The sequence below is a fragment of the Granulicella sp. 5B5 genome (genome assembly GCF_014083945.1).
Lineage (GTDB): Bacteria > Acidobacteriota > Terriglobia > Terriglobales > Acidobacteriaceae > Granulicella.
The window spans coordinates 3,889,088-3,907,241 of sequence record NZ_CP046444.1; the positions used below are offsets into that span (position 1 = coordinate 3,889,088).

The following is an 18,154-nucleotide window of genomic DNA, read 5'->3' on the forward strand; positions in this document are numbered from 1 at the left end:
CAGCGGAAACAAAACAACCAACATCAGCAAAGCCACTGCGTCACCCATAACTCTCCATCCTCAAAAGTGGTACGTGATATCACCAGCCACAACGAACTGTGTCTTCTTTGTGCCAAGGTTATAGGCCGCCAGGTCATAGGAGTGCTCCAGCCGGACCTCCGGACGAAACAGCACGGTAGAGCCAATCCACTGCCCAAAGCTGATCAGGTGCTCGCTGTACTTTGTCGCGTACCCGGTCCGCTGGCCCCTGATGTCGTCCACAAATTCATTGCGGATAGAGAGGTAACGGTGAGTGTTGAACTCGTGTTCCACGTAATTCACCACACCCACCTCAGGCGCAAAGCAGGTCTTTTCGCCGTAAGCGCAGAAAGCCCCATTCGCGCCGGTCTCTGGCTTGATCGGGTTCGCTACATTGCCTGCGATGTTCGGCACATCGCGCTCATACATGTACCAGGTCTCGCTGTCCGTGTGCCAGCTTGAGTTCAGCTTGTGGTACCAGGTCTCGTAGTAGCTCTGCAGATTGTTGTAAGCGTATTTCCCGTCATTGAACGAGTTCGCGCACGTATACAGCGCATCGCCCCCGTGGCTCCAGGTGTAGTCCACGCATGCCGTGCCGGTGGGTTTCACATCCTTCGTCCACGGTGCCACGTCATTGCCGCCGGAAAATCCCGTCTGCAGCAACCAGTGATCGCTCAGCTTGATGCTCGCCACAATCCCCGTCTGCGTATAAGGGTCCAGCGTGTACAAAATCGAGTGCGAGTACGTGTAATTGTTCGGTGCCAACTGCGCTTCAATGTCCGGTAGCGAGATGTAGCGCCCCACGCGAATGTTCATGCCCTTCGCAACATGCGGCACATAAATGTCCAGGTAGAACATCACTGGGTCGTAGCCATATTCATGGTTCTCCAGCAGTAGCTGCTGTGAGAAGTAACCTTTCGCTGTGGTGTAGCGATAGTCTTGCCCATAGAGCTGCGCGAACCGGAAACCCCAGTCCACGTGGTCGGTCTGCACCGTATTTGGCAGCCGCTCGATATACAGCACCTGTTGATCTGGGATCACGCGATTGGGATTGACATAGTACGCCGCCGGCGCATTCGCCCCATCACCTTTGTTGCTGGTGCTCACGTTGAATCCGCCATTGAACCAGCCATAGATCTTTGTCCGGCTGCGGTTCTCGTTGATGGCTTGCATCAGTGGGTACGTCTGCGTATCCGGCGCACCAATCACCGGCGTTCCACCCACTGAGTAATCCGGACTCGGAAAGGGTGTCGAATCCAACGGGGCAGCATACCCTCGCCGCTCCGCTATGGGCGCACTGCCTGCGGCCGGAGCAGGGAACCAGTCATCGTGATACGCCTCACCCAACCGCTGGAAGAAATTCCCGCTTACCGCTGGCATCGGGGCATCGGCTGTTGCCGGTTGTTGCGCCTCACTGAAACACAAACCCAAAAACAAGAAAACGACAGCGGTAACAGCCTTACGAAGTTGCACGTCCAACGACCTCACGGACTCCATTACACGCCCCGCTTCCATTGGAAGTCCGTAGGGAAAGCGTTAAGAAGTCATAAGTTCGCCAGACTAACGCCTGCTCTATTCGTCAGTTGGGCCGGCCACTCCGCGCAGCCGATACCCCACCCACGGCTCACTCTCGATGTACCGCCCACTGTCGTTGCTGTCCAGCTTCTTGCGCAGCTGCGCCACCAGTACGCGCAGATACTCCGGCTGGTCTTCACCCGCCGGTCCCCATATGTTCCGCAGCAGTTGCCGGTGCGTCATCACCTGGTCCGGATGGCTCGCCAGTTGCAGCAGCAGATCGAACTCCTTCGGCGTCAGGTGCGTCTCCACGCCGCGCACACTCACGCGTCGCGAAGCCGTATCGACGTGCAGATCACCCACCGTAATCACGGCGGCCGGAGGCTCGTTGCGTAGCCCCTTGCGCAGGTTCGCGCGCACTCGCGCCAGCAGCTCCTGCATGCTGAACGGTTTGGTCACATAGTCGTCCGCGCCCTCGTCCAGCGCGGCCACTTTGATTGGCTCCTGCTCGCGCACCGATAGCACAATGATCGGCACCTCCGAGATCGCGCGGATCGCCCGCGTCAGCTCCAGCCCATCCATCTCCGGCATCGAGAGGTCGGTAATCACAAGGTCCGGCGACGCGCTCTTGAACACGCTGAACGCCTCCATCCCATTGTTCGCAACCGAAACCTCATACCCGCTGCTCTGCAACGAAGTCCGCAGCACGCGCGTAATCTGCCGCTCATCGTCCACGATCAGAATTCGCATCGCTATCGGTTCTCCTGGCTCACAATATGCAGGTCCACATGCGGCGCAGCCGACATGAACCGCTGGATAGCCAGATAGTACAGCCACTTCTTCATGCCCTTCAGCGCCGACCTCCCAAAGATCGCCTGTGTGATCCTGTTCTCGCTCACAAACGCCGCTGTCGTAGCCGGAATATTCTTCCCCGTCAGCTGCACAATATGCGCTCCCAGGTTCTTCGCAAACAGCAGGCTCGCCTCCAGCGTCCGCTTGCGCTCCGGCTCGTCATCCTTCGGGTTATGCACATGCACCACATAAAACTCTCCGCCCAAACCTTCAGCCAGCCGCGCTCCACGAGCAATCAAGTCGCGCGCCTGCGCACTCGCGCTGATGCACACCGCCACCTTTTCCGTTACCGACCAATGTGCCCCGAGCTGCTTGCTCTTCACATAGTCATCGAGTGTCCGGTCCACCGCCCGCGTCACCTTGTGCAGCGCCATCTCGCGCAGCGCAATCAAGTTCCCGCGACGAAAAAAGTTCTGCAGCGCCCTCTCCGCCCGCTCCAGCGGATAGATGTCCCCACGCCGCATCCGCGTCGCCAGCGCCTCTGGCGTCAAATCGCTGATCACGATCTCATCTGCCCGGTCCAGCACCCAGTCCGGCACGGCCTCGCGCACCATAACGCCCGTCAGGCTCTGCACGCGCGGCCCCAGGCTCTCCACATGCTGCACATTGATCGTGCTCAGCACATCGATGTTGTTCTCCAGCAGCAGCAGCACATCCTCATAGCGCTTCGCAAACCGGCTGCCTTCAATGTTCGTATGCGCCAATTCGTCCACCAGCACCACCTGCGGCCGCCGCTTCAAAATGGCGTCCAGATCCATCTCACGAAACAGTGTCCCTTTGTAATCGATCTCCCGTGGCGGCACCTGCTCCAGTTGCGTCGCCAGCTCGGCGGTACCCTTGCGTCCATGCGTCTCCACATAGCCGATCACCACATCTTCGCCGCGCGCATGCCGGCGTATCCCTTCACCGAGCATGCTGAACGTCTTGCCCACCCCCGGCGCATAGCCCAGAAACACCTTGAACCGCCCGCGAGTCTTCTCCGGCTCCGCCGCTGGCAGCCAGTCTTCAGGCCTCTTCCTCGGTGCCTCGCTGTTCGCCAACGTCGTAGTATCTCCTAGTGAACTCTCAGCGACTCATCGCAGTCCTCAAGTGGTCGACCGCGGCGGTAGTGCTGGCTGGAATTGTAGCCGCTTGCCACCTCAAGCTCCACGTCAACCAGACCACCGTCGCTCTCACACTGCTTCTCTACATCCTCTTCCTCGCCGCGCGATGGGGCCTCCGCTACGCGGTCGTCATGTCCATCGCGGCCACGTTTCTCTACAACTACTTCTTCCTCCCGCCCATCGGCACGCTCACCATCAGCGACCCCCAGAACTGGCTTGCGCTCTTCGCTTTTCTGGCAACCTCCGTCGTCGGTGCGCGCCTCTCCGAGCGCGTCCGCGAAGAAGCCGAGGACGCCCGCCTGCGCCAGCGCGAGATTGAAGTCCTCTACGGCCTCAGCCGCGAGCTCCTGCAGACCGAAAACGTCGCTGGCCTGCTCAACGCCATCGCCCCCGCGGTGATGCTCGTCACGCACGCCGACGCCGTCGCGCTCTATCTCCTCGACGGCGACCGCCGCTACCTCGCCGGCGACCCCGCCGCCATCCCCATGGACGAGATCGGCATGCGCCAGCACGCACTCACCCTCGCCGGCGCCGACACCGTCACCGATACCGTCACTGCCACCCACTTCGGCGTCCTCGAGTCGCGCATCCCCATCCGCGTCGGCGTCCGCCCCCGCGGCCTCCTCATCATCAAAGGCGTCCATCTCTCCACCGACTCCCTCGACGCCATCGGCAGCCTCGTCAGCATCGCCCTCGACCGCGCCCAGGCCCTCGACAGCGTCACCCGCGCCGAGGCCGCCAAGGAAAGCGAGCGCCTCCGCTCCCTCATGATCGACTCCATCACCCACGAGCTCCGCACCCCACTCACCTCCATCAAGGCCTCCGCCACCACGCTCCTCATACACGACCCCTGCGGTCCCAACGCTTTAGACGCCGCCTCCCAGCGCGACCTCCTCACCGTCATCGACGAGGAGACCGACCGCCTCAACCGCCTCGTCTCCGAGGCTGTCGAGATGGCCCAGCTCGACGCCCAGGAGGTCCACATGGCCTTCACGCCCACCGATCTCGTCACCGTCGTTGACGCCGCCGTCGATGCCTCCTCCGCCGTCCTCGCAGACCACGACCTCCACCAGCACATCCCCCAGCTTCCACCCATCCTCGCCGACGCCGGCTACATTGAAAAAGTCCTCATCAACCTCCTCGAAAACGCCGCGAAGTACTCCGCTCCCGGCACCCCCATCTTCATCTCGGCCGAGCGCCACCCCGTCACCGTCACCCTCTCCGTCGCCGACCACGGCCAGGGCATCGACTCCTCCGAACAGGAGCTCATCTTCGAGCGCTTCTACCGCGCCAACTCCGTCAGCCGCCACACCTCCGGCACCGGCATGGGCCTCGCCATCAGCCGCGCCATCATGGAGGCCCACCACGGTTCCCTCACCGTCACCAGCCAACTCGGCGAAGGCTCCGTCTTCTCCATCACCCTCCCGCTCGCCTCCCAATCCCTTGTCTGAGGCGTGATGTCTCGGGAAGGCCTGATTAGATTAAGTCCCTGCTTTGAAGGGGCGGGGCTTCAGCCCTGCCGTAAACCAGCTGCAATCAAAAGGGGCTTTAGCCCCGGAGGGACGGCCATCAATCTCGCAGAGGGCCAAAGGCCCGATATAAAATCCTCCTCTGGCTCTGTACCGCCCAATCGCGACCCGCTTCGCATTTACCGCCACTCCGTCTATACTGGTATGCGGCCATTTTCCATAGCCCAGCTACTGTGGAAAATGCGCCCCGAGGTCCAGTCGCCAGCATGTTCGTCCTCCCGAAGATCGAAGCCGCTGCCCGCACCGACGTCGGTCTTCGCCGCCGCAGCAACCAGGACAGCTTCGGCACCGACGAAGAGCTCGGCCTCTATGTCGTCTGCGACGGCATGGGTGGCGCAGCCGGCGGCGAGGTCGCCAGCCGCATCGCAGTTGACACCTTCCTCGAAATCGCCCGTCAGGAACTCCTCACCCTCAACGACAAGAATGCCGACTGTACCCGCTGCGCCCTCACCCGCGCCGCCGCTGCCGCCAACCGCGCCGTCCTCACCCGTGCGAACTTCGACATCGCCCTCCGCGGCATGGGCACCACCCTCGTCGCCGCGCGCGTCACGGGTGACTCCGTCACGGTCCTCAACGTAGGTGACAGCCGTGCTTATCTCTTCACCGCCAACGGCGCCTCCCAGCTCACGCTCGACCACTCCTACGTCGCCGAGCAGGTCCGCCGCGGCCTCCTCACCGAAGCCGAAGCCGAGCGCTCCAGCTTCCAGTCCGTCATCACCCGCGCCATCGGCGTCGACCAGGACGTCACCCCCGACCTCTACGACGCCACCCTCACCCCCGGCGACTCGCTCCTCCTCTGTTCCGACGGCCTCACCCGCCACGTCACCCGCGAAGAACTCGCCCAGATCGTCACCGACACCGCCAACGAACCCGCCGACGAAACATGTGCCCGCATGATCGCCCTCGCCAACGCCCACGGCGGTTCCGACAACATCACATGCCTCCTCCTCCGCGCCAATCCCGCATAGCTCAACGATTCACCCACCAATAGGTCCGCCGTTCTTCGGAGGGAGCAGCGGCCTTCAGGCCGCTGAACCGAGCGATGTTTTGAAGGGCTTTAGCCCCGGAGACCGTAGCGACGAACTCCTAATTCCCCTTGGGCATCTCCACATGGTCGATGACCAGCACCTTCACCGGCCCCTTCGAGGGCTCAAGCTTCAACCCCAGCTGCTCCTGGATCGCCGTAAGGATCGTTGGTGGAGCATCGGCGGCTTGCTGACCCGGCGTTCCGTCATCCTCCGGAGTCCACTTCAGCTTCACGTCGTAGCGTCCGCTCAGCCCGGTCTTGTCCACCACCACGCGTCCCAGGTCCCGCTGCAGCTCCTGCGTCAATGTTTGTGCCAGCTCATCCAGCGTCACATTGGTTGCCACAAGTGAGTTATCGTCGGAATCGATGCCCGACCCGCCCTCCGTGGGGTTTGCCGGAGTCAGCAACGATCCCTTTTTGCCCACCACCAGCTCATACACCGGCATCTCGCGCGTCTCCCAATGGACCGCCAGCTTGAAGCGGTCAGCCAGCATCTGCTGAAACATCGGCTGCTGCATGGCTCTCCGGTGTGCGCGGTCCAGAGTCTTCACCCTCTGGGCATCGGCGGACTCCATCTTCGCCTGCATGTCGAACTTGGCTGAGCCCATCCACTTCGGTCCACCAAAAATCCTTGCATCGGAGATCCCGTACGCCCGGCTTGCTATCATCCGTTTCAACGTGACATTCGTCGCCGTGAAGATGCCGCCCGACATCTCCGTGCTGGCGTCCTGACTGCCAGTGGTATTGGGTTTTACGGTAGTCACCGCGAACGTCGGAGAAGCCGCCACCGGCGTATTAGCCGGAGCTTGCCCCGGCATCCGGCGGCACGAGACCACGAACACCAGCAATGTCAGCGCTGCAATAGCCATCCGCTTCATACGCAGGCAATCCATCGGCACCATGCTCCACATAGTTTGAATGTAATGACTTAGACAACACCTTACACGGCTCGTTAGCAACCCGCGAGCAATCATATTGCCCTCTCACGTCACCGGCGTAAAATCACTGCATGATTGTCATCGACACCGAATACCAAGACCTCGCCACCCCCTCGGGCCCCATGCGCACCCACCTCGTCCGCCCCGCGGCTCCCGGTAAGTATCCCGGAATCATCCTCTTCTCCGAAATCTTTCAAGTCACGGCTCCTATTCGCCGCACCGCCTTGCAACTCGCCGGTCACGGCTACGTCGTTGCCGTCCCGGAGGTCTATCACGAGTACGAACCCCTCGGCTCCGTCCTCGCCTACGACCAGGCTGGCTCCGACAGAGGCAACGCGCTCAAGACCACCAAGCCCGTCAAGCAGTACGACGACGACGCCCGCGTCGTGCTCGACTACCTCGCCTCCCGCGAGGACTGCTCCGGTAAGCTCGGCGTCATGGGCATCTGCATGGGCGGCCACCTCGCCTTCCGCGCCGCTATGAACCCCCAGGTCCGCGGCGCTGTTTGCTTCTACGCCACCGACATCCACAAAGGCGGCCTCGGCGAAGGCATGCACGACGACTCCATGGCCCGCGCCGGCGAGATCAAAGGCGAGCTCCTCATGGTCTGGGGCCGCCAGGACCCCCACATCCCCACCGAGGGCCGCATGAAGGTCCTCAACCGCCTCAACGAGGTCGAAACCCGCCTCAACTGGCACGAAGTCAATGGCGCTCACGCCTTCCTCCGCGACGAAGGCGTCCGCTACGACCCCGACCTCGCCCGCTCCATGTTCGGCCTCGCCCTCGACCTCTTCCACCGCACCCTCGCCGTCGGCTAGGGGTGATACCGCCGTGGCGAAACTTCGCTCACTCCGCGTCCTTGGCGGTAGCCTTGGCCTCTTGACACGCATCGTACAATAGAACTGAAGCACAAAACCCGGCCTAGGCCGGGTTTTGTCGTCTCACAGCTCTTTCTCATCCCACGCCCAGGGTAACCACCGAACTGGTTACCAGCCTAACCCCAATCCGCTGCGGATCATAGCCCCAAAAACCGGGGGGAGGGTGCCTAGCTGATATACGCCCGCAGCCACGGATTGCTGGTCCGCACCAGCTCCTCCGTCGACCCGTCGAAGACCACCCGCCCCTCGTTGATCACCAGGAACTTCGTCCCCGGATCGATCCCGCCATTCGGTATCGGCACCATGTGCCCGGCCTGCTGGTCGAACCGGTGAGTCGCCAGCGTAAACGCGTCCTGCAGCCGGTGCGTAATCAGCAGGGAAGTCGTATGCGACACATCCCGCTGCTTCACCACCAGCTCAATGATGGTCGTCGACGTGATCGGGTCCAGCCCACCGGTAGGCGAATCGTACAAAATCAGGTCCGGCCTGCTGATGATCGCCCGCGCAATCGAAACCCGCCGCCGCATGCCGCCGCTCAGCTCCGGCGGATACTTCGCAATCGCCTTCTCCAGTTCCACAAACCGCAGCGCCTCCACCACCCGCTCGTGGATCTCCGCCTCCGGCACATGCTCCTCCTCCAGCCGGTAGGCGACGTTGTCCTCCACGTCGATCGAATCGAACAGCGCGCTCTCCTGGAACACCATTCCCACATGCGCGCGAAGGCTGAATATCTCCTTCTCGTTCAGTTCGTTCAGTGGCTGTCCTACAACCAGAACCTCCCCACTGTCGGCCATCAGCAGGCCATTGGTCAGCTTCATCAGCACGCTCTTGCCGCCGCCCGCCGGCCCCAGGATAATTCTGGTCTCCCCATGGGCCACCGCAAAACTGATGTTCTTCAGCACCTGGTGCCCGTCAAAACCAATCGAAACATCGCGAAACTCCACCACAGGCGTTCCTGCGGCCAAACGCTCGGAGACCTCCGCTTCGGTCAGGCGTCCCACCATCGGCTACCTCCCAAAGATCCCGATCATTAGCTGCGTCACCAGAAAGTCCACCAGGATGATGAACACCGACGAAACCACCACCGCCTGCGTCGTAGCCTTACCAACGCCGCGCGTTCCGCCCGTCGTCTTCAGCCCGTAGTAGCAGCCCACTGTGGCGATGATGAACCCGGAGAACAGCGGCTTCACCAGCCCCTCCACCACGTCGCCATACTGCAGCGACATATACGAGGTGTGCAGGAACGTCGCTGCATTCAGCCGCAGCAGCAGCACGGACACCGCTGCACCGCCCGCCATCCCGCAGGCGTCCGCGATGATCGTCAGGAAGAACAGCATCACCACCGAGGCCACCAGCCGCGGCGCCACCAGCTTGCGAATCGGGTCCGTCCCCAGTGCCCGCATCGCATCAATCTGCTCGGAGACCTTCATCGAGCCCAGCTCGCTGGCCATGCCCGACGTGTTCCGGCCGCTCACCATCAGTCCCGTCAGCACCGGCCCCAGCTCCTTCACCATCGAGAGCGAGACCAGCCGCCCGGTCATGTTGATCGCGCCGAACTGTTTCAGTGTCACAGCCGCCTGCAGTGCCAGCACGCAGCCGGTAAAGAATCCGGTCAGCACCACGATCGGCAGCGATCCGAATCCGATCGAGTCCATTTGCGTATACGTGTCCGCAATGTACCGCGGCGTTGAGAACAGGTTCCCGATGATGCGCGCGCAGAGCAGCGCGTACTCCTGGATCGAACCGACGATCTTCTTCGCGAACGCTTCTGGGGAAGTAAGTGGCATGTCTCAGGCTTACGGCTCAGGGTATCAGATGCTCCACCCCACGCCCTACGTCGCACAGAGTTGTGTCTTGTCTTCACCTTGTCACGCATCTGTCATGCACACCCCAAGCCGCTTCTGCTTGAGGTGAAAGATGAGAAAATAGGGTGATGGCCACTCTGCTCCACCGCGACGGAACCGATACCATGACCGCCGCCGTTCTGCGCGGCAAAGAGGACTTGCGTATTGAGCAGATGCCCATCCCCACCGCTGGCCCGGGCGAACTCGTCCTCCGCGTCGGTGCCGCGCTTACCTGTGGCACGGACCTCAAGGTCTACCGCCGCGGCTACCACGCGAAGATGCTCACCCTCGACCGCCTCTTCGGCCACGAACTCGCCGGGACCGTCATCGAGGCAGGGAAGGGCGTCACCCGCTTCAAAGTCGGTGACCGCGTCGTCCCGCTCAACTCCGCACCCTGCGACGCCTGTTTCTTCTGCAAGGCCGGCCAGCAGAACCTCTGCGACGACCTCCTCTTCAACAACGGCGCCTACGCCGAGTACATCCGTATCCCCGCCCGCATCGTCGAAAAGAACACCCTCTTGCTCCCCGATGCGATGCCCTTCCAGCACGCCGCGCTCACCGAGCCGCTGGCCTGCGTCATGCGCGGTTTGGAGGAGTCAAACGCCACTGCAGGCAAGACGGCCATCGTCCTCGGAGCCGGCCCCATCGGCCTGCTCTTCATCCACGCCGCCGCGCTGGAAGGCCTGCACGTCATCGCCGTCGTCAAGCGCAAGGATCAGGTCGCCACCGCAAAGCACTTCGGCGCCGCACAGGTCGTCCGCCTTGCCGACGTCGAAGATTCCATCGCCGCCGCCCGCGCCCTCACGCCGGAAGGCCGCGGCGCGGACATCGTCTTCGAAGCCGTCGCCACTCCCGAGGCCTGGCAGTGGGCTGTTCAGATGGCCCGCAAAGGTGGCCTCGTCAACCTCTTCGGCGGCCCGCCCGCCGGCACTACCGCCGCCTTCGATACCAATTTGATCCACTACTCTGACCTCACCATCAAGGCCAGCTTCCACCACACGCCGTCGACCGCCCGCCGCGCCTTCGATCTACTCCGCTCCGGCCGCTTCCTCTGCGACGACTTCATCACCGGCTCCGCTTCGCTTGAAGACGTCCCCGAAGTCTTCCGCCGCATGCTCACGCGCCCCGCCGAAGGCACCGCACCGGAGATCAAGACTGCCATCTACCCACAGCAGGCCATCACCGCGGCCGAGCCTCTTACTGCAGTGGAGGCCGCATGAGCACAACTCTTGCAACACCGGTCTCCGATCAGCTCATCGGCGCGCCCGAGCTCTACCGCACACCGGCACAGCGCCCATCGCTCGCCGAAGCCCAGCAGTGGTGCAAGACCCTCGCCACCACACACTACGAAAACTTTCATGTCGCCACGTTCTTCCTTCCGTCGGCTCTGCGCCCGCACTTCCACAGTGTTTACGCCTTCTGCCGTACCTCCGACGATCTCGGCGACGAGGTAGCCGACACCGCAACCGCAACCCGCCTACTCTCCGAGTGGCGCGCCATGCTGCACGAGTGCTTCGCTACCCCTGCACTCTCGCGTCACCCTGTCTTTATCGCGCTGCAGCCAACCATCGCACAGTGCAACCTGCCCATCGAGCCCTTCGACGACCTCATCTCCGCCTTCGAGCGCGACCAGGTCTACACGCACCATGCCACGCTCGCCACGCTCGAAGACTACTCACGCTACTCCGCCAACCCCGTCGGCCGTCTCGTCCTCCTCGTCAGCGGTTACCGCTCTGACGAGCTGATGCAACTCTCCGACGAGATCTGCACCGGCCTACAGCTCGCCAACTTCTATCAGGACATCGTCGAGGACCGCGAACGTGGCCGCCGCTACATCCCCGCCGACGTCATGGCCCGCTTTAACGTCTCCGACGAGCAGCTCATCGCCCGTCACTTCGATGCCAACGTCCGTGCCATGATGCACTCCCTTGTCGAAGACGCCCGCGCCCGCCTGCTTCGCGGCCAGCGCATCGTCACGCTCGTCGACGCCGAACTCGCCGCAACGCTCTCACTCTTCGTCAAAGGCGGCCTCGCCATCCTCGACGCCATCGCCGCGCAGGACTACGATACCCTCGCCTCACGTCCCGTCGTCACTAAGGCCGCCAAACTCCGCCTTCTCGGCGGCGCGCTCTGGGGCAAGCTCACCTCCGCTTTCAGGCCCAGGCCGGGGAAGACACAGGCATGAGCACCGCACAAAACGAACAGTTGACCGCAGCCTACGCAGCCTGCCGCGCCATCGCCAAGCGCGAGGCCAAGAACTTCTATTACTCCTTCCGCGTCCTCCCGCAGCATAAATCGGACGCCATGTGCGCCATCTACGCCTTCATGCGCAAAGCCGACGACCTCTCCGACGACGAGTCGATGACTCTCGAAGCCCGCCGCATGGCAATGGCCGCATGGACGGCCGCATGGCGCACCTCACGCACCATCACAACTGACGACCCCATCTTCCTCGCCGTCAATCACACGCAACAGCAATTTGGCATCACCGACGACCTCCTCGAACAACTCGTCGCCGGAACCACGCTTGATCTCCAGCCGCAGCCCGAAGGCGTCCTGCTTCAAGACGTCAATGGCCGCGCCATCCAGGTCTACGAAACCTTCGCCGCACTCCATCACTACTGCTACCTCGTAGCCTCTGTCGTCGGCCTTGTCTGCATCCGCATCTTCGGCTACACCGATAGCCGCGCCGAGCAACTTGCCATCGACACCGGCGTAGCATTTCAGCTCACCAACATCCTCCGCGACATCAAGGAAGACGCCGAGCGCGGCCGCATCTATCTCTCCGCTGACCAGCTCCGCGAGCACAACGTCACTCCGCAGCACCTTCTCGCCATCACCAGCGGCGCACCCATCGAGCCCAACGACCTCGCACTCCTCCGCGGCTTTGAGCTGACCGCGCAAAACCTCTATCTCAGCGCCGACCGTCTCATCCCGCTACTCGACGCCGACTCTCGCCCCGCCATGCGCGTCCTCGTCCGCATCTATCACCGCCTCCTCGACCGCATCGCCGCGGAGCCCTCTGCGATCTTCCGCGAGCGCGTCTCCGTCCCCACCTCGCAGAAGCTCTCCATCCTTGCTGTCGGCGTCCTTCAATCCATCACCGCAAGGCTCTTCGGATGACGGCAGCCAGCACCTCCGACGTCCTCATCATTGGTGGAGGCGTAGCTGGCCTCTCTGCCGCCGTAGCGCTGGCCGAGTCCGGCGCCCGCGTCACAGTCCTCGAGCGCAAACCCTACGTCGGCGGCCGCGCCTACTCCTATCCACATCCCGCACTCGATGAGGTCATCGACTCGCAACACGTCCTCGTCGGCTGCTGCACTAACCTCATAGACCTCTGCCAACGCAGCGGAGCCGACCAGCACCTCCGTTGGTACAACACCATCCCGTTCCTCCACATCGAGCAAGGAACAGGCCGCGTCCGCCGCAGCGATCTCGGCACCAGCTCCGTCCCCGCACCCGCCCACGCAGCACTCGGTTTCCTCAAAGCCTCCATGCTCTCCGTCTCGGACAAGGTCGCTGTCGCCACATCTCTGCTGAAGTTTCTGCGCGGCTACCCAGCGCATGATGATGAACCCTTCTCCGCATGGATCAAGCGCGAGCGCGCATCGCAGCAGGCTATCCGCAACTTCTGGGAGCCTCTCGTCGTCGCCACCCTCAACGACTCCTTCGACCGCTGTTCTACAAAGTACGCCGGCCAAGTATTCCACGAGATATTCCTCAAGTCCTCCGCAGGTGGCCGCCAGGCCATCCCCACGCAGCCGCTCTCCGTCTTCTACGCTGCGTTCGCTGAACTAGCCGAGCGCCACGGCGCAACCTTCCAGCTTCGCTGCAGCGTCGACCGCATAGAGCAGCTCCCCAATGGTATCTGGCAGGCCACCGATTCCGAAGGCAACCAGCACAGCGCCGCCAGACTCCTCCTCGCCACGCCCTTCGAGCAAACTCAGCGCCTCCTGCAAACGCTCCCCGAGGACGCCCCTCAACGCGCCCGCATCCTCCCGATGTTCTCTCACTTCGCGCACGCGCCCATCACCACCGTCCATCTCTGGTACGACCGCGAAGTCACAGACCTCCCGCAGGCTGCGCTTCTCGGCACCGGCATCCAGTGGATGTTCAACAAGACCCGCATCCGCGGCGGTGCCTCAGCAGAAAGCCAGCCCAGCTATCTCGAACTCGTCATCGCCGCATCTTTCAAAGAACTCCACCGCACCCGCGAAGACATCCTCGAACAGGCCATTCGCGAGATCGCCCTTTTCCTCCCGCGCACCCGCGATTCCAAAATCATCAAAGCAGGCATCCTGAAGGAAGCCCGCGCCACTTTCTCCGTGCTCCCCGGTCTCGATCAATACCGTCCCGCACAGGACGCCCCCGGCGGCAACCTCTACCTCGCCGGCGACTGGACCCGCACCAACTGGCCCTCCACCATGGAAGGCGCAGCCCGCAGCGGCCGCCTCGCAGCCGGTGCCATCGCAGGCAAGTCCTTCATGGTTCCGGAGCTTCCACCCAGCGGCCTCATGCGCCTCATCTGCTAGCGAGTCAGCAGCACGACACCAATCGTCACAAACGTCACCGCAATCCATCGCCGCCGGTTCACGTTCTCGCGCAGAAACATCTTCGCTGCCACCGCATTGCCAATGTACGTCAACCCCGCAATCGCTGGCCCCGCCAGCGACAGCTCCGCAATACTCAGCGCAAACAGCATCGCAAAGAAGTTCACCGCCATGCACAGCGCACCAGCCACGAACCGCATGTTCGTCAGCACCGCTGCAATCGTGCCACTGAGTCCACGCATCGCGCGAATGTCATCCAGGTCGCCCAGCTGCCGCATCCCGCTCGCGATCAACACCTCGCCCGCCACGGCCACTACGGCAACAAACACAATCGCCGCCCATGCATGCAGGGCCGTATTCACTCCTGTCATCGCCCCACCCCTGAATCCATCAGATCGAGCTCCCCATGCTCCGTCCGCGAAGGCCCACCCGCCACAAAGCCTACCGCACAAACAATGCACGCAATCCCCAGCCATCGTGACCAGGTCAGCGTCTCATGCAGCCAAACCTTGCCCAGAAAGGCGATCACCACATACCCAAACGCCGTCGCGGGCATAATGAATGTCAGGTCCGCCCAACTCAACGCCGTCGTATACGCGGAGAAGAACCCGATCAGCAGCACAATCCCCAGGTCCACATATGGATTCAGCAGCGCCTTGAACAGCAGCCCAAGATGATGCAGGTCCACATGCCCCACCTGCGCCATCCCTCGCGCCAGCAGGGAATCGCCGACCGAGGCCGTGAGCATAATCGCCAGCAGCACCGCATACTGCGAAGGTTTAAGTTTGTGCTTCACAATCGATCCAATCTATCGCGCCGCTTCATGCGGCCTCTAGTGTTCAGACGCTCCAGCTCCGCACACGGTGCAAGAGTTTTACCAGTGCTAGGCAAAGAAAAGAGCCGGCAACAGCCGGCCCTCTTCGCTGCTCGGTTTACGCACTACGCATTCATGCTGACGCTCTCTTGTGCCTTCAGAGCATTCTCTTCCTTCTTCGCGCGCGCCGCTTTATTACGCTGCGACCGTAGCTTCATAAAGCTCTTCGCCTCCACATAAAGCCGCGGCACATCGCGGTTCACAATCGCCTTCCACACCACGCGGAACGCGGCCTTCGGGCGGAAGTAGTACTCGTCATAAAACTTGTGCACCATCTCCATCACATACTCGGTAGGCAGCCCTGGATACTCGATGTGCGCCATCTGGTGCCCGCCGCCGTCTTCCATCTTCTCGTTCGTGATGAAGTTGTTGCGCTTGGCGAAGTCATAGAACTCCGTGCCCGGATACGCATGCGCAACCGACACCTGGATCGTCTCGCAATCCAGCGTCTTCGCAAAGTCGATCGTGTTGCGGATTGACTCCTTCGTCTCGCCCGGCAGGCCAAGGATGAAGTCGGCATGAATAATTAGCCCAAGGTCGTGGCAGTCCTTCACAAAGTCGCGCGCACGTTCAACCGTCGCTCCCTTCTTGATGTTCTTCAGGATCTGCGGATCGCCCGACTCAAAGCCCACGATCAGCAAGCGGCAGCCCGCTTCCTTCATCGCCTTCAGCGTCTCGCGATCGGTCGTCACGCGGCTCGTGCAGCTCCACGTAATGCCCAGCGGCTTCAGCTTCTCGCACAGCTCAATGGTGCGTGCCTTCTGGATGTTGAACGTATCGTCGTCGAAGAAGAACTCCTTCACGAACGGGAAGTTCTCCTTGGCCCACGCCATCTCGGCGGCCACATCGTCGCTCGACCGCTTGCGCCACGCATGGCCGCTCAGCGTCTGTGGCCACAGGCAGAACGTGCACTGCGCCGGGCAGCCGCGCGTCGAGTACAGAGAGATATACGGATGCAGCAGGAACGGAACGTTGTACTTCGTCACGTCCATATCGCGCTTGTAGATCTTCGTCGCCCACGGCATCGCGTCCAGGTCTTCCACCTGCGGCCGGTCCGGGTTGTGCTGGATCACGCCGTTCGCATCCTTGTAGCTGATACCAAGGATCTCGTTCAGCGGCTTGCCATTGGCAAACTCTACCACCGAGTAGTCGAACTCACGGCGGCAGATAAAGTCGATCACCTCGCACTCATTCAGCGCGCGGTCCGGGTCCGTCGTCACCGGCGGTCCAACAAAGCAGATCTTGATCGAAGGGTTCGCCTTCTTGATCGCACGTGCCAGGCCATGGTCGCCCGACCAGCCAACCGTCGAGGTGAACAGCACCAGAAACTCATAGCCCTTGGCGATCTCGATCGTCTCTTCCGCGCTCACATGGTGGGGCGGCGCATCGAGAAGCTTCGACCCCTCCAGCATCCCCGCCGGATAGGCCAGCCACACCGGGTACCAGTAGGATTCGATCTCACGCGTCGCGGGCCAGCGGGAGCTGGCGCCACCATCAAAGTTTTCAAAGGAAGGCGGATTTAAGAATAGCGTCTTGAGTGACATATCAACCTCAAGTTTACCACTTTGCACTCTCACACGCGCCCTTTTCCGCGTCGTCAAGGAGTGCCGTCAAAGTATCTGCTCTCGCGCTTTTACACAGGGTTTTCTGCTCGGCGGCACACGCCTAAGGTCTTGTGTTGCTTGCTGGCGACGCCTGTATCGCCTTCGCCAGCCAATCAGCCAGCGCGCCATTCTGTCGCATCAAGCCGATCTCTGCCTGATTGAGCTCTTGCTCGGCCGTCAGCATATCCACATACCGCTGACGTTCCTGCAGTCGCGCGCTCTGTTCATCCTTGGGTGTCAGCGTTGCGCTACCTCCGCTAGAACTGCTATTCAGTTGGATCAGGATCGTATTCAACTGCTCCTGCGCGATCTCGCGGTCCAGGTCCGCAATCTCCCGCTTCGCGCTCAGCTCTTCAACGTTCCGCTGCAGCTTCGACCGCCCCTCCAGAAACTGAATGCGGTTGTTCTCCGCTTCAGCGATGGCACGGACAGCATCAGCTTCGCTCTCGCGTGCATGCGCGCGGTGCTCATAGTCGAAGATCGGTATCGAGATCTCAATGCCCACGGCCAGCGCATTGTCCGAGTGCTGCCCCGCAAACCCAGGGTAATACAGCGTGTAGTTTGTTTGCGTCGTCGTAATGCGGCTGTAGTTCGCTTCAAAGGCTACCTGTGGACGGTAGCTGTATCGAGACGCCCCAAACGCCTGTTCCTGCTTGCTCAGTGCGGCTGCAAACGACGACTGCACCCCAGGGCTCTCCACCTGCGTCGCACTCAGTGTGTTGGCTGCAGGCAGCGCAGGAATCGACTCTTTCACTGTCTCCAGTTGTGCCCCCGGCATTCCGAGCAGCCGTCCCAGGTGTTCGCGCAGGCCCGCGATCTCATCCTCATTGTTCAGCACCGCCAGCTTGATCTGTGCCGCCGTCCTGCGTGCCTTCAGCAGGTCCATGCGTGTGTCCTGGCCTGCATCCAGCCGCTCCTGCACAATCATCACAAGCCTTCCGGCGTATCCGCCCTCCTGCTGCATGGCCTGTTCACGTTGCTCGACGTTGTCCAGGTTCAGGTAGGTCTCAACTGCATCTTCCGTGGTCTGCTGCTGTGCATCCAGCAGCGCCAGTTGCGCGGACTTCAGCCCATCGTTCGCAGCCCGCACGTTGTCACGTTGCGAGAAGTTAAAGAGCAGGGACTCGCTCGCCAGGCTGAACACCACCGGCACACTCAGCGGCACGCCTGTCGAAGCTCCATAGCCGCCTTTGATCCCGACGTTGGGGATGTATACATCGCGCGCTTCATCCAGCACGGCCCGCGCTTTGGTCACGCTGGCGTGGGCCATCTTCACACGCGGATCGTTCTTCAGCGCAAGGTCAACTGCCGTCGTCAGCGATATCTGTCCCGCGCACACAGAAACCACGCTGCCAAACAGCAGGGCCCCAGTTGCCAACCGCATCGTCCATCGCGTTCTAGGCTTCATCATTGCGTCCAACT

General features: G+C 62.0%; 17 protein-coding genes. 7 read left to right on the top strand and 10 right to left on the bottom strand.

The window, feature by feature from the left end:
* Nucleotides 1–60: 60 nt before the first annotated feature.
* The 3 genes from GOB94_RS16470 to GOB94_RS16480 all read right to left on the bottom strand — a co-directional run bounded on the left by GOB94_RS16470 (nucleotide 61) and on the right by GOB94_RS16480 (nucleotide 3,425).
* On the bottom strand, nucleotides 61–1,398 hold the full coding sequence (locus tag GOB94_RS16470) for an outer membrane beta-barrel protein (RefSeq protein WP_182276906.1): 1,338 nt from the start codon (nucleotides 1,396–1,398) through the stop codon (nucleotides 61–63).
* 192 nt (nucleotides 1,399–1,590) lie between these two features.
* The gene (locus tag GOB94_RS16475) at nucleotides 1,591–2,283 is read right to left on the bottom strand and encodes a response regulator transcription factor (protein ID WP_182276907.1); all 693 of its coding nucleotides are present in this window, start codon (nucleotides 2,281–2,283) and stop codon (nucleotides 1,591–1,593) included.
* Nucleotides 2,284–2,285: 2 nt separating this feature from the next.
* The gene (locus tag GOB94_RS16480; RefSeq protein ID WP_182276908.1) at nucleotides 2,286–3,425 is read right to left on the bottom strand and encodes a histidine kinase; all 1,140 of its coding nucleotides are present in this window, start codon (nucleotides 3,423–3,425) and stop codon (nucleotides 2,286–2,288) included.
* 17 nt (nucleotides 3,426–3,442) lie between these two features.
* Between GOB94_RS16480 and GOB94_RS16485 the strand changes: the two genes are divergently transcribed.
* Complete coding sequence (locus tag GOB94_RS16485) at nucleotides 3,443–4,939, top strand: ATP-binding protein (RefSeq protein ID WP_182276909.1); 1,497 nt, start codon at nucleotides 3,443–3,445, stop codon at nucleotides 4,937–4,939.
* A 284-nt stretch (nucleotides 4,940–5,223) separates the two neighbouring features.
* Complete coding sequence (locus GOB94_RS16490; RefSeq protein ID WP_182276910.1) at nucleotides 5,224–5,985, top strand: Stp1/IreP family PP2C-type Ser/Thr phosphatase; 762 nt, start codon at nucleotides 5,224–5,226, stop codon at nucleotides 5,983–5,985.
* A 118-nt stretch (nucleotides 5,986–6,103) separates the two neighbouring features.
* Here the strand turns inward: GOB94_RS16490 and GOB94_RS16495 are convergent, their stop codons facing one another.
* A complete protein-coding gene (locus GOB94_RS16495; RefSeq protein ID WP_182276911.1) occupies nucleotides 6,104–6,922 on the bottom strand; it encodes a TIGR03435 family protein in 819 nt (272 codons plus the stop codon).
* Between the two features lie 131 nt (nucleotides 6,923–7,053).
* Here GOB94_RS16495 and GOB94_RS16500 point away from each other — a divergent pair, with 131 nt between their 5' ends.
* A complete protein-coding gene (locus GOB94_RS16500) occupies nucleotides 7,054–7,800 on the top strand; it encodes a dienelactone hydrolase family protein (protein ID WP_182276912.1) in 747 nt (248 codons plus the stop codon).
* Between the two features lie 227 nt (nucleotides 7,801–8,027).
* Here GOB94_RS16500 and GOB94_RS16505 read toward each other — a convergent pair whose 3' ends face one another.
* Both GOB94_RS16505 and GOB94_RS16510 read right to left on the bottom strand, forming a co-directional pair.
* Nucleotides 8,028–8,864, bottom strand: coding sequence for an ATP-binding cassette domain-containing protein (locus GOB94_RS16505; protein WP_182276913.1), 837 nt, complete (start codon nucleotides 8,862–8,864; stop codon nucleotides 8,028–8,030).
* A gap of 3 nt (nucleotides 8,865–8,867) precedes the next feature.
* Nucleotides 8,868–9,647 (bottom strand): ABC transporter permease, encoded by a 780-nt coding sequence (locus GOB94_RS16510; protein ID WP_182276914.1) that lies wholly within the window; start codon nucleotides 9,645–9,647, stop codon nucleotides 8,868–8,870.
* Nucleotides 9,648–9,793: 146 nt separating this feature from the next.
* Here GOB94_RS16510 and GOB94_RS16515 point away from each other — a divergent pair, with 146 nt between their 5' ends.
* The 4 genes from GOB94_RS16515 to hpnE are packed head-to-tail and all read left to right on the top strand — an operon-like array spanning nucleotide 9,794 to nucleotide 14,236.
* A complete protein-coding gene (locus tag GOB94_RS16515) occupies nucleotides 9,794–10,924 on the top strand; it encodes an alcohol dehydrogenase catalytic domain-containing protein (RefSeq protein WP_255484099.1) in 1,131 nt (376 codons plus the stop codon).
* Nucleotides 10,921–11,889 carry a squalene synthase HpnC gene (gene hpnC / locus GOB94_RS16520; RefSeq protein WP_182276915.1) on the top strand — a complete coding sequence of 323 codons (969 nt, stop codon included), beginning with the start codon at nucleotides 10,921–10,923 and terminating at the stop codon, nucleotides 11,887–11,889. Before GOB94_RS16515 ends, hpnC begins: the two co-directional genes overlap by 4 nt.
* Entirely contained in the window at nucleotides 11,886–12,827 is a 942-nt protein-coding gene (locus tag GOB94_RS16525; RefSeq protein WP_182276916.1) for a phytoene/squalene synthase family protein, read from the top strand. The genes hpnC and GOB94_RS16525 overlap by 4 nt, the downstream gene beginning before the upstream one ends.
* The gene (hpnE, locus tag GOB94_RS16530; protein ID WP_182276917.1) at nucleotides 12,824–14,236 is read left to right on the top strand and encodes a hydroxysqualene dehydroxylase HpnE; all 1,413 of its coding nucleotides are present in this window, start codon (nucleotides 12,824–12,826) and stop codon (nucleotides 14,234–14,236) included. The genes GOB94_RS16525 and hpnE overlap by 4 nt, the downstream gene beginning before the upstream one ends.
* On the opposite strand, the gene GOB94_RS16535 is transcribed toward hpnE, so the two are convergent.
* The 4 genes from GOB94_RS16535 to GOB94_RS16550 all read right to left on the bottom strand — a co-directional run bounded on the left by GOB94_RS16535 (nucleotide 14,233) and on the right by GOB94_RS16550 (nucleotide 18,143).
* Complete coding sequence (locus tag GOB94_RS16535; RefSeq protein WP_182276918.1) at nucleotides 14,233–14,625, bottom strand: hypothetical protein; 393 nt, start codon at nucleotides 14,623–14,625, stop codon at nucleotides 14,233–14,235. The genes hpnE and GOB94_RS16535 overlap by 4 nt on opposite strands.
* The gene (locus GOB94_RS16540) at nucleotides 14,622–15,050 is read right to left on the bottom strand and encodes an EamA family transporter (protein ID WP_182276919.1); all 429 of its coding nucleotides are present in this window, start codon (nucleotides 15,048–15,050) and stop codon (nucleotides 14,622–14,624) included. The genes GOB94_RS16535 and GOB94_RS16540 overlap by 4 nt, the downstream gene beginning before the upstream one ends.
* Nucleotides 15,051–15,193: 143 nt before the next feature.
* A complete protein-coding gene (gene hpnJ / locus GOB94_RS16545; RefSeq protein WP_182276920.1) occupies nucleotides 15,194–16,672 on the bottom strand; it encodes a hopanoid biosynthesis associated radical SAM protein HpnJ in 1,479 nt (492 codons plus the stop codon).
* A gap of 121 nt (nucleotides 16,673–16,793) precedes the next feature.
* Nucleotides 16,794–18,143, bottom strand: a complete 1,350-nt coding sequence (locus GOB94_RS16550; protein WP_182276921.1) for a TolC family protein — start codon at nucleotides 18,141–18,143, stop codon at nucleotides 16,794–16,796.
* Nucleotides 18,144–18,154: the final 11 nt, after the last annotated feature.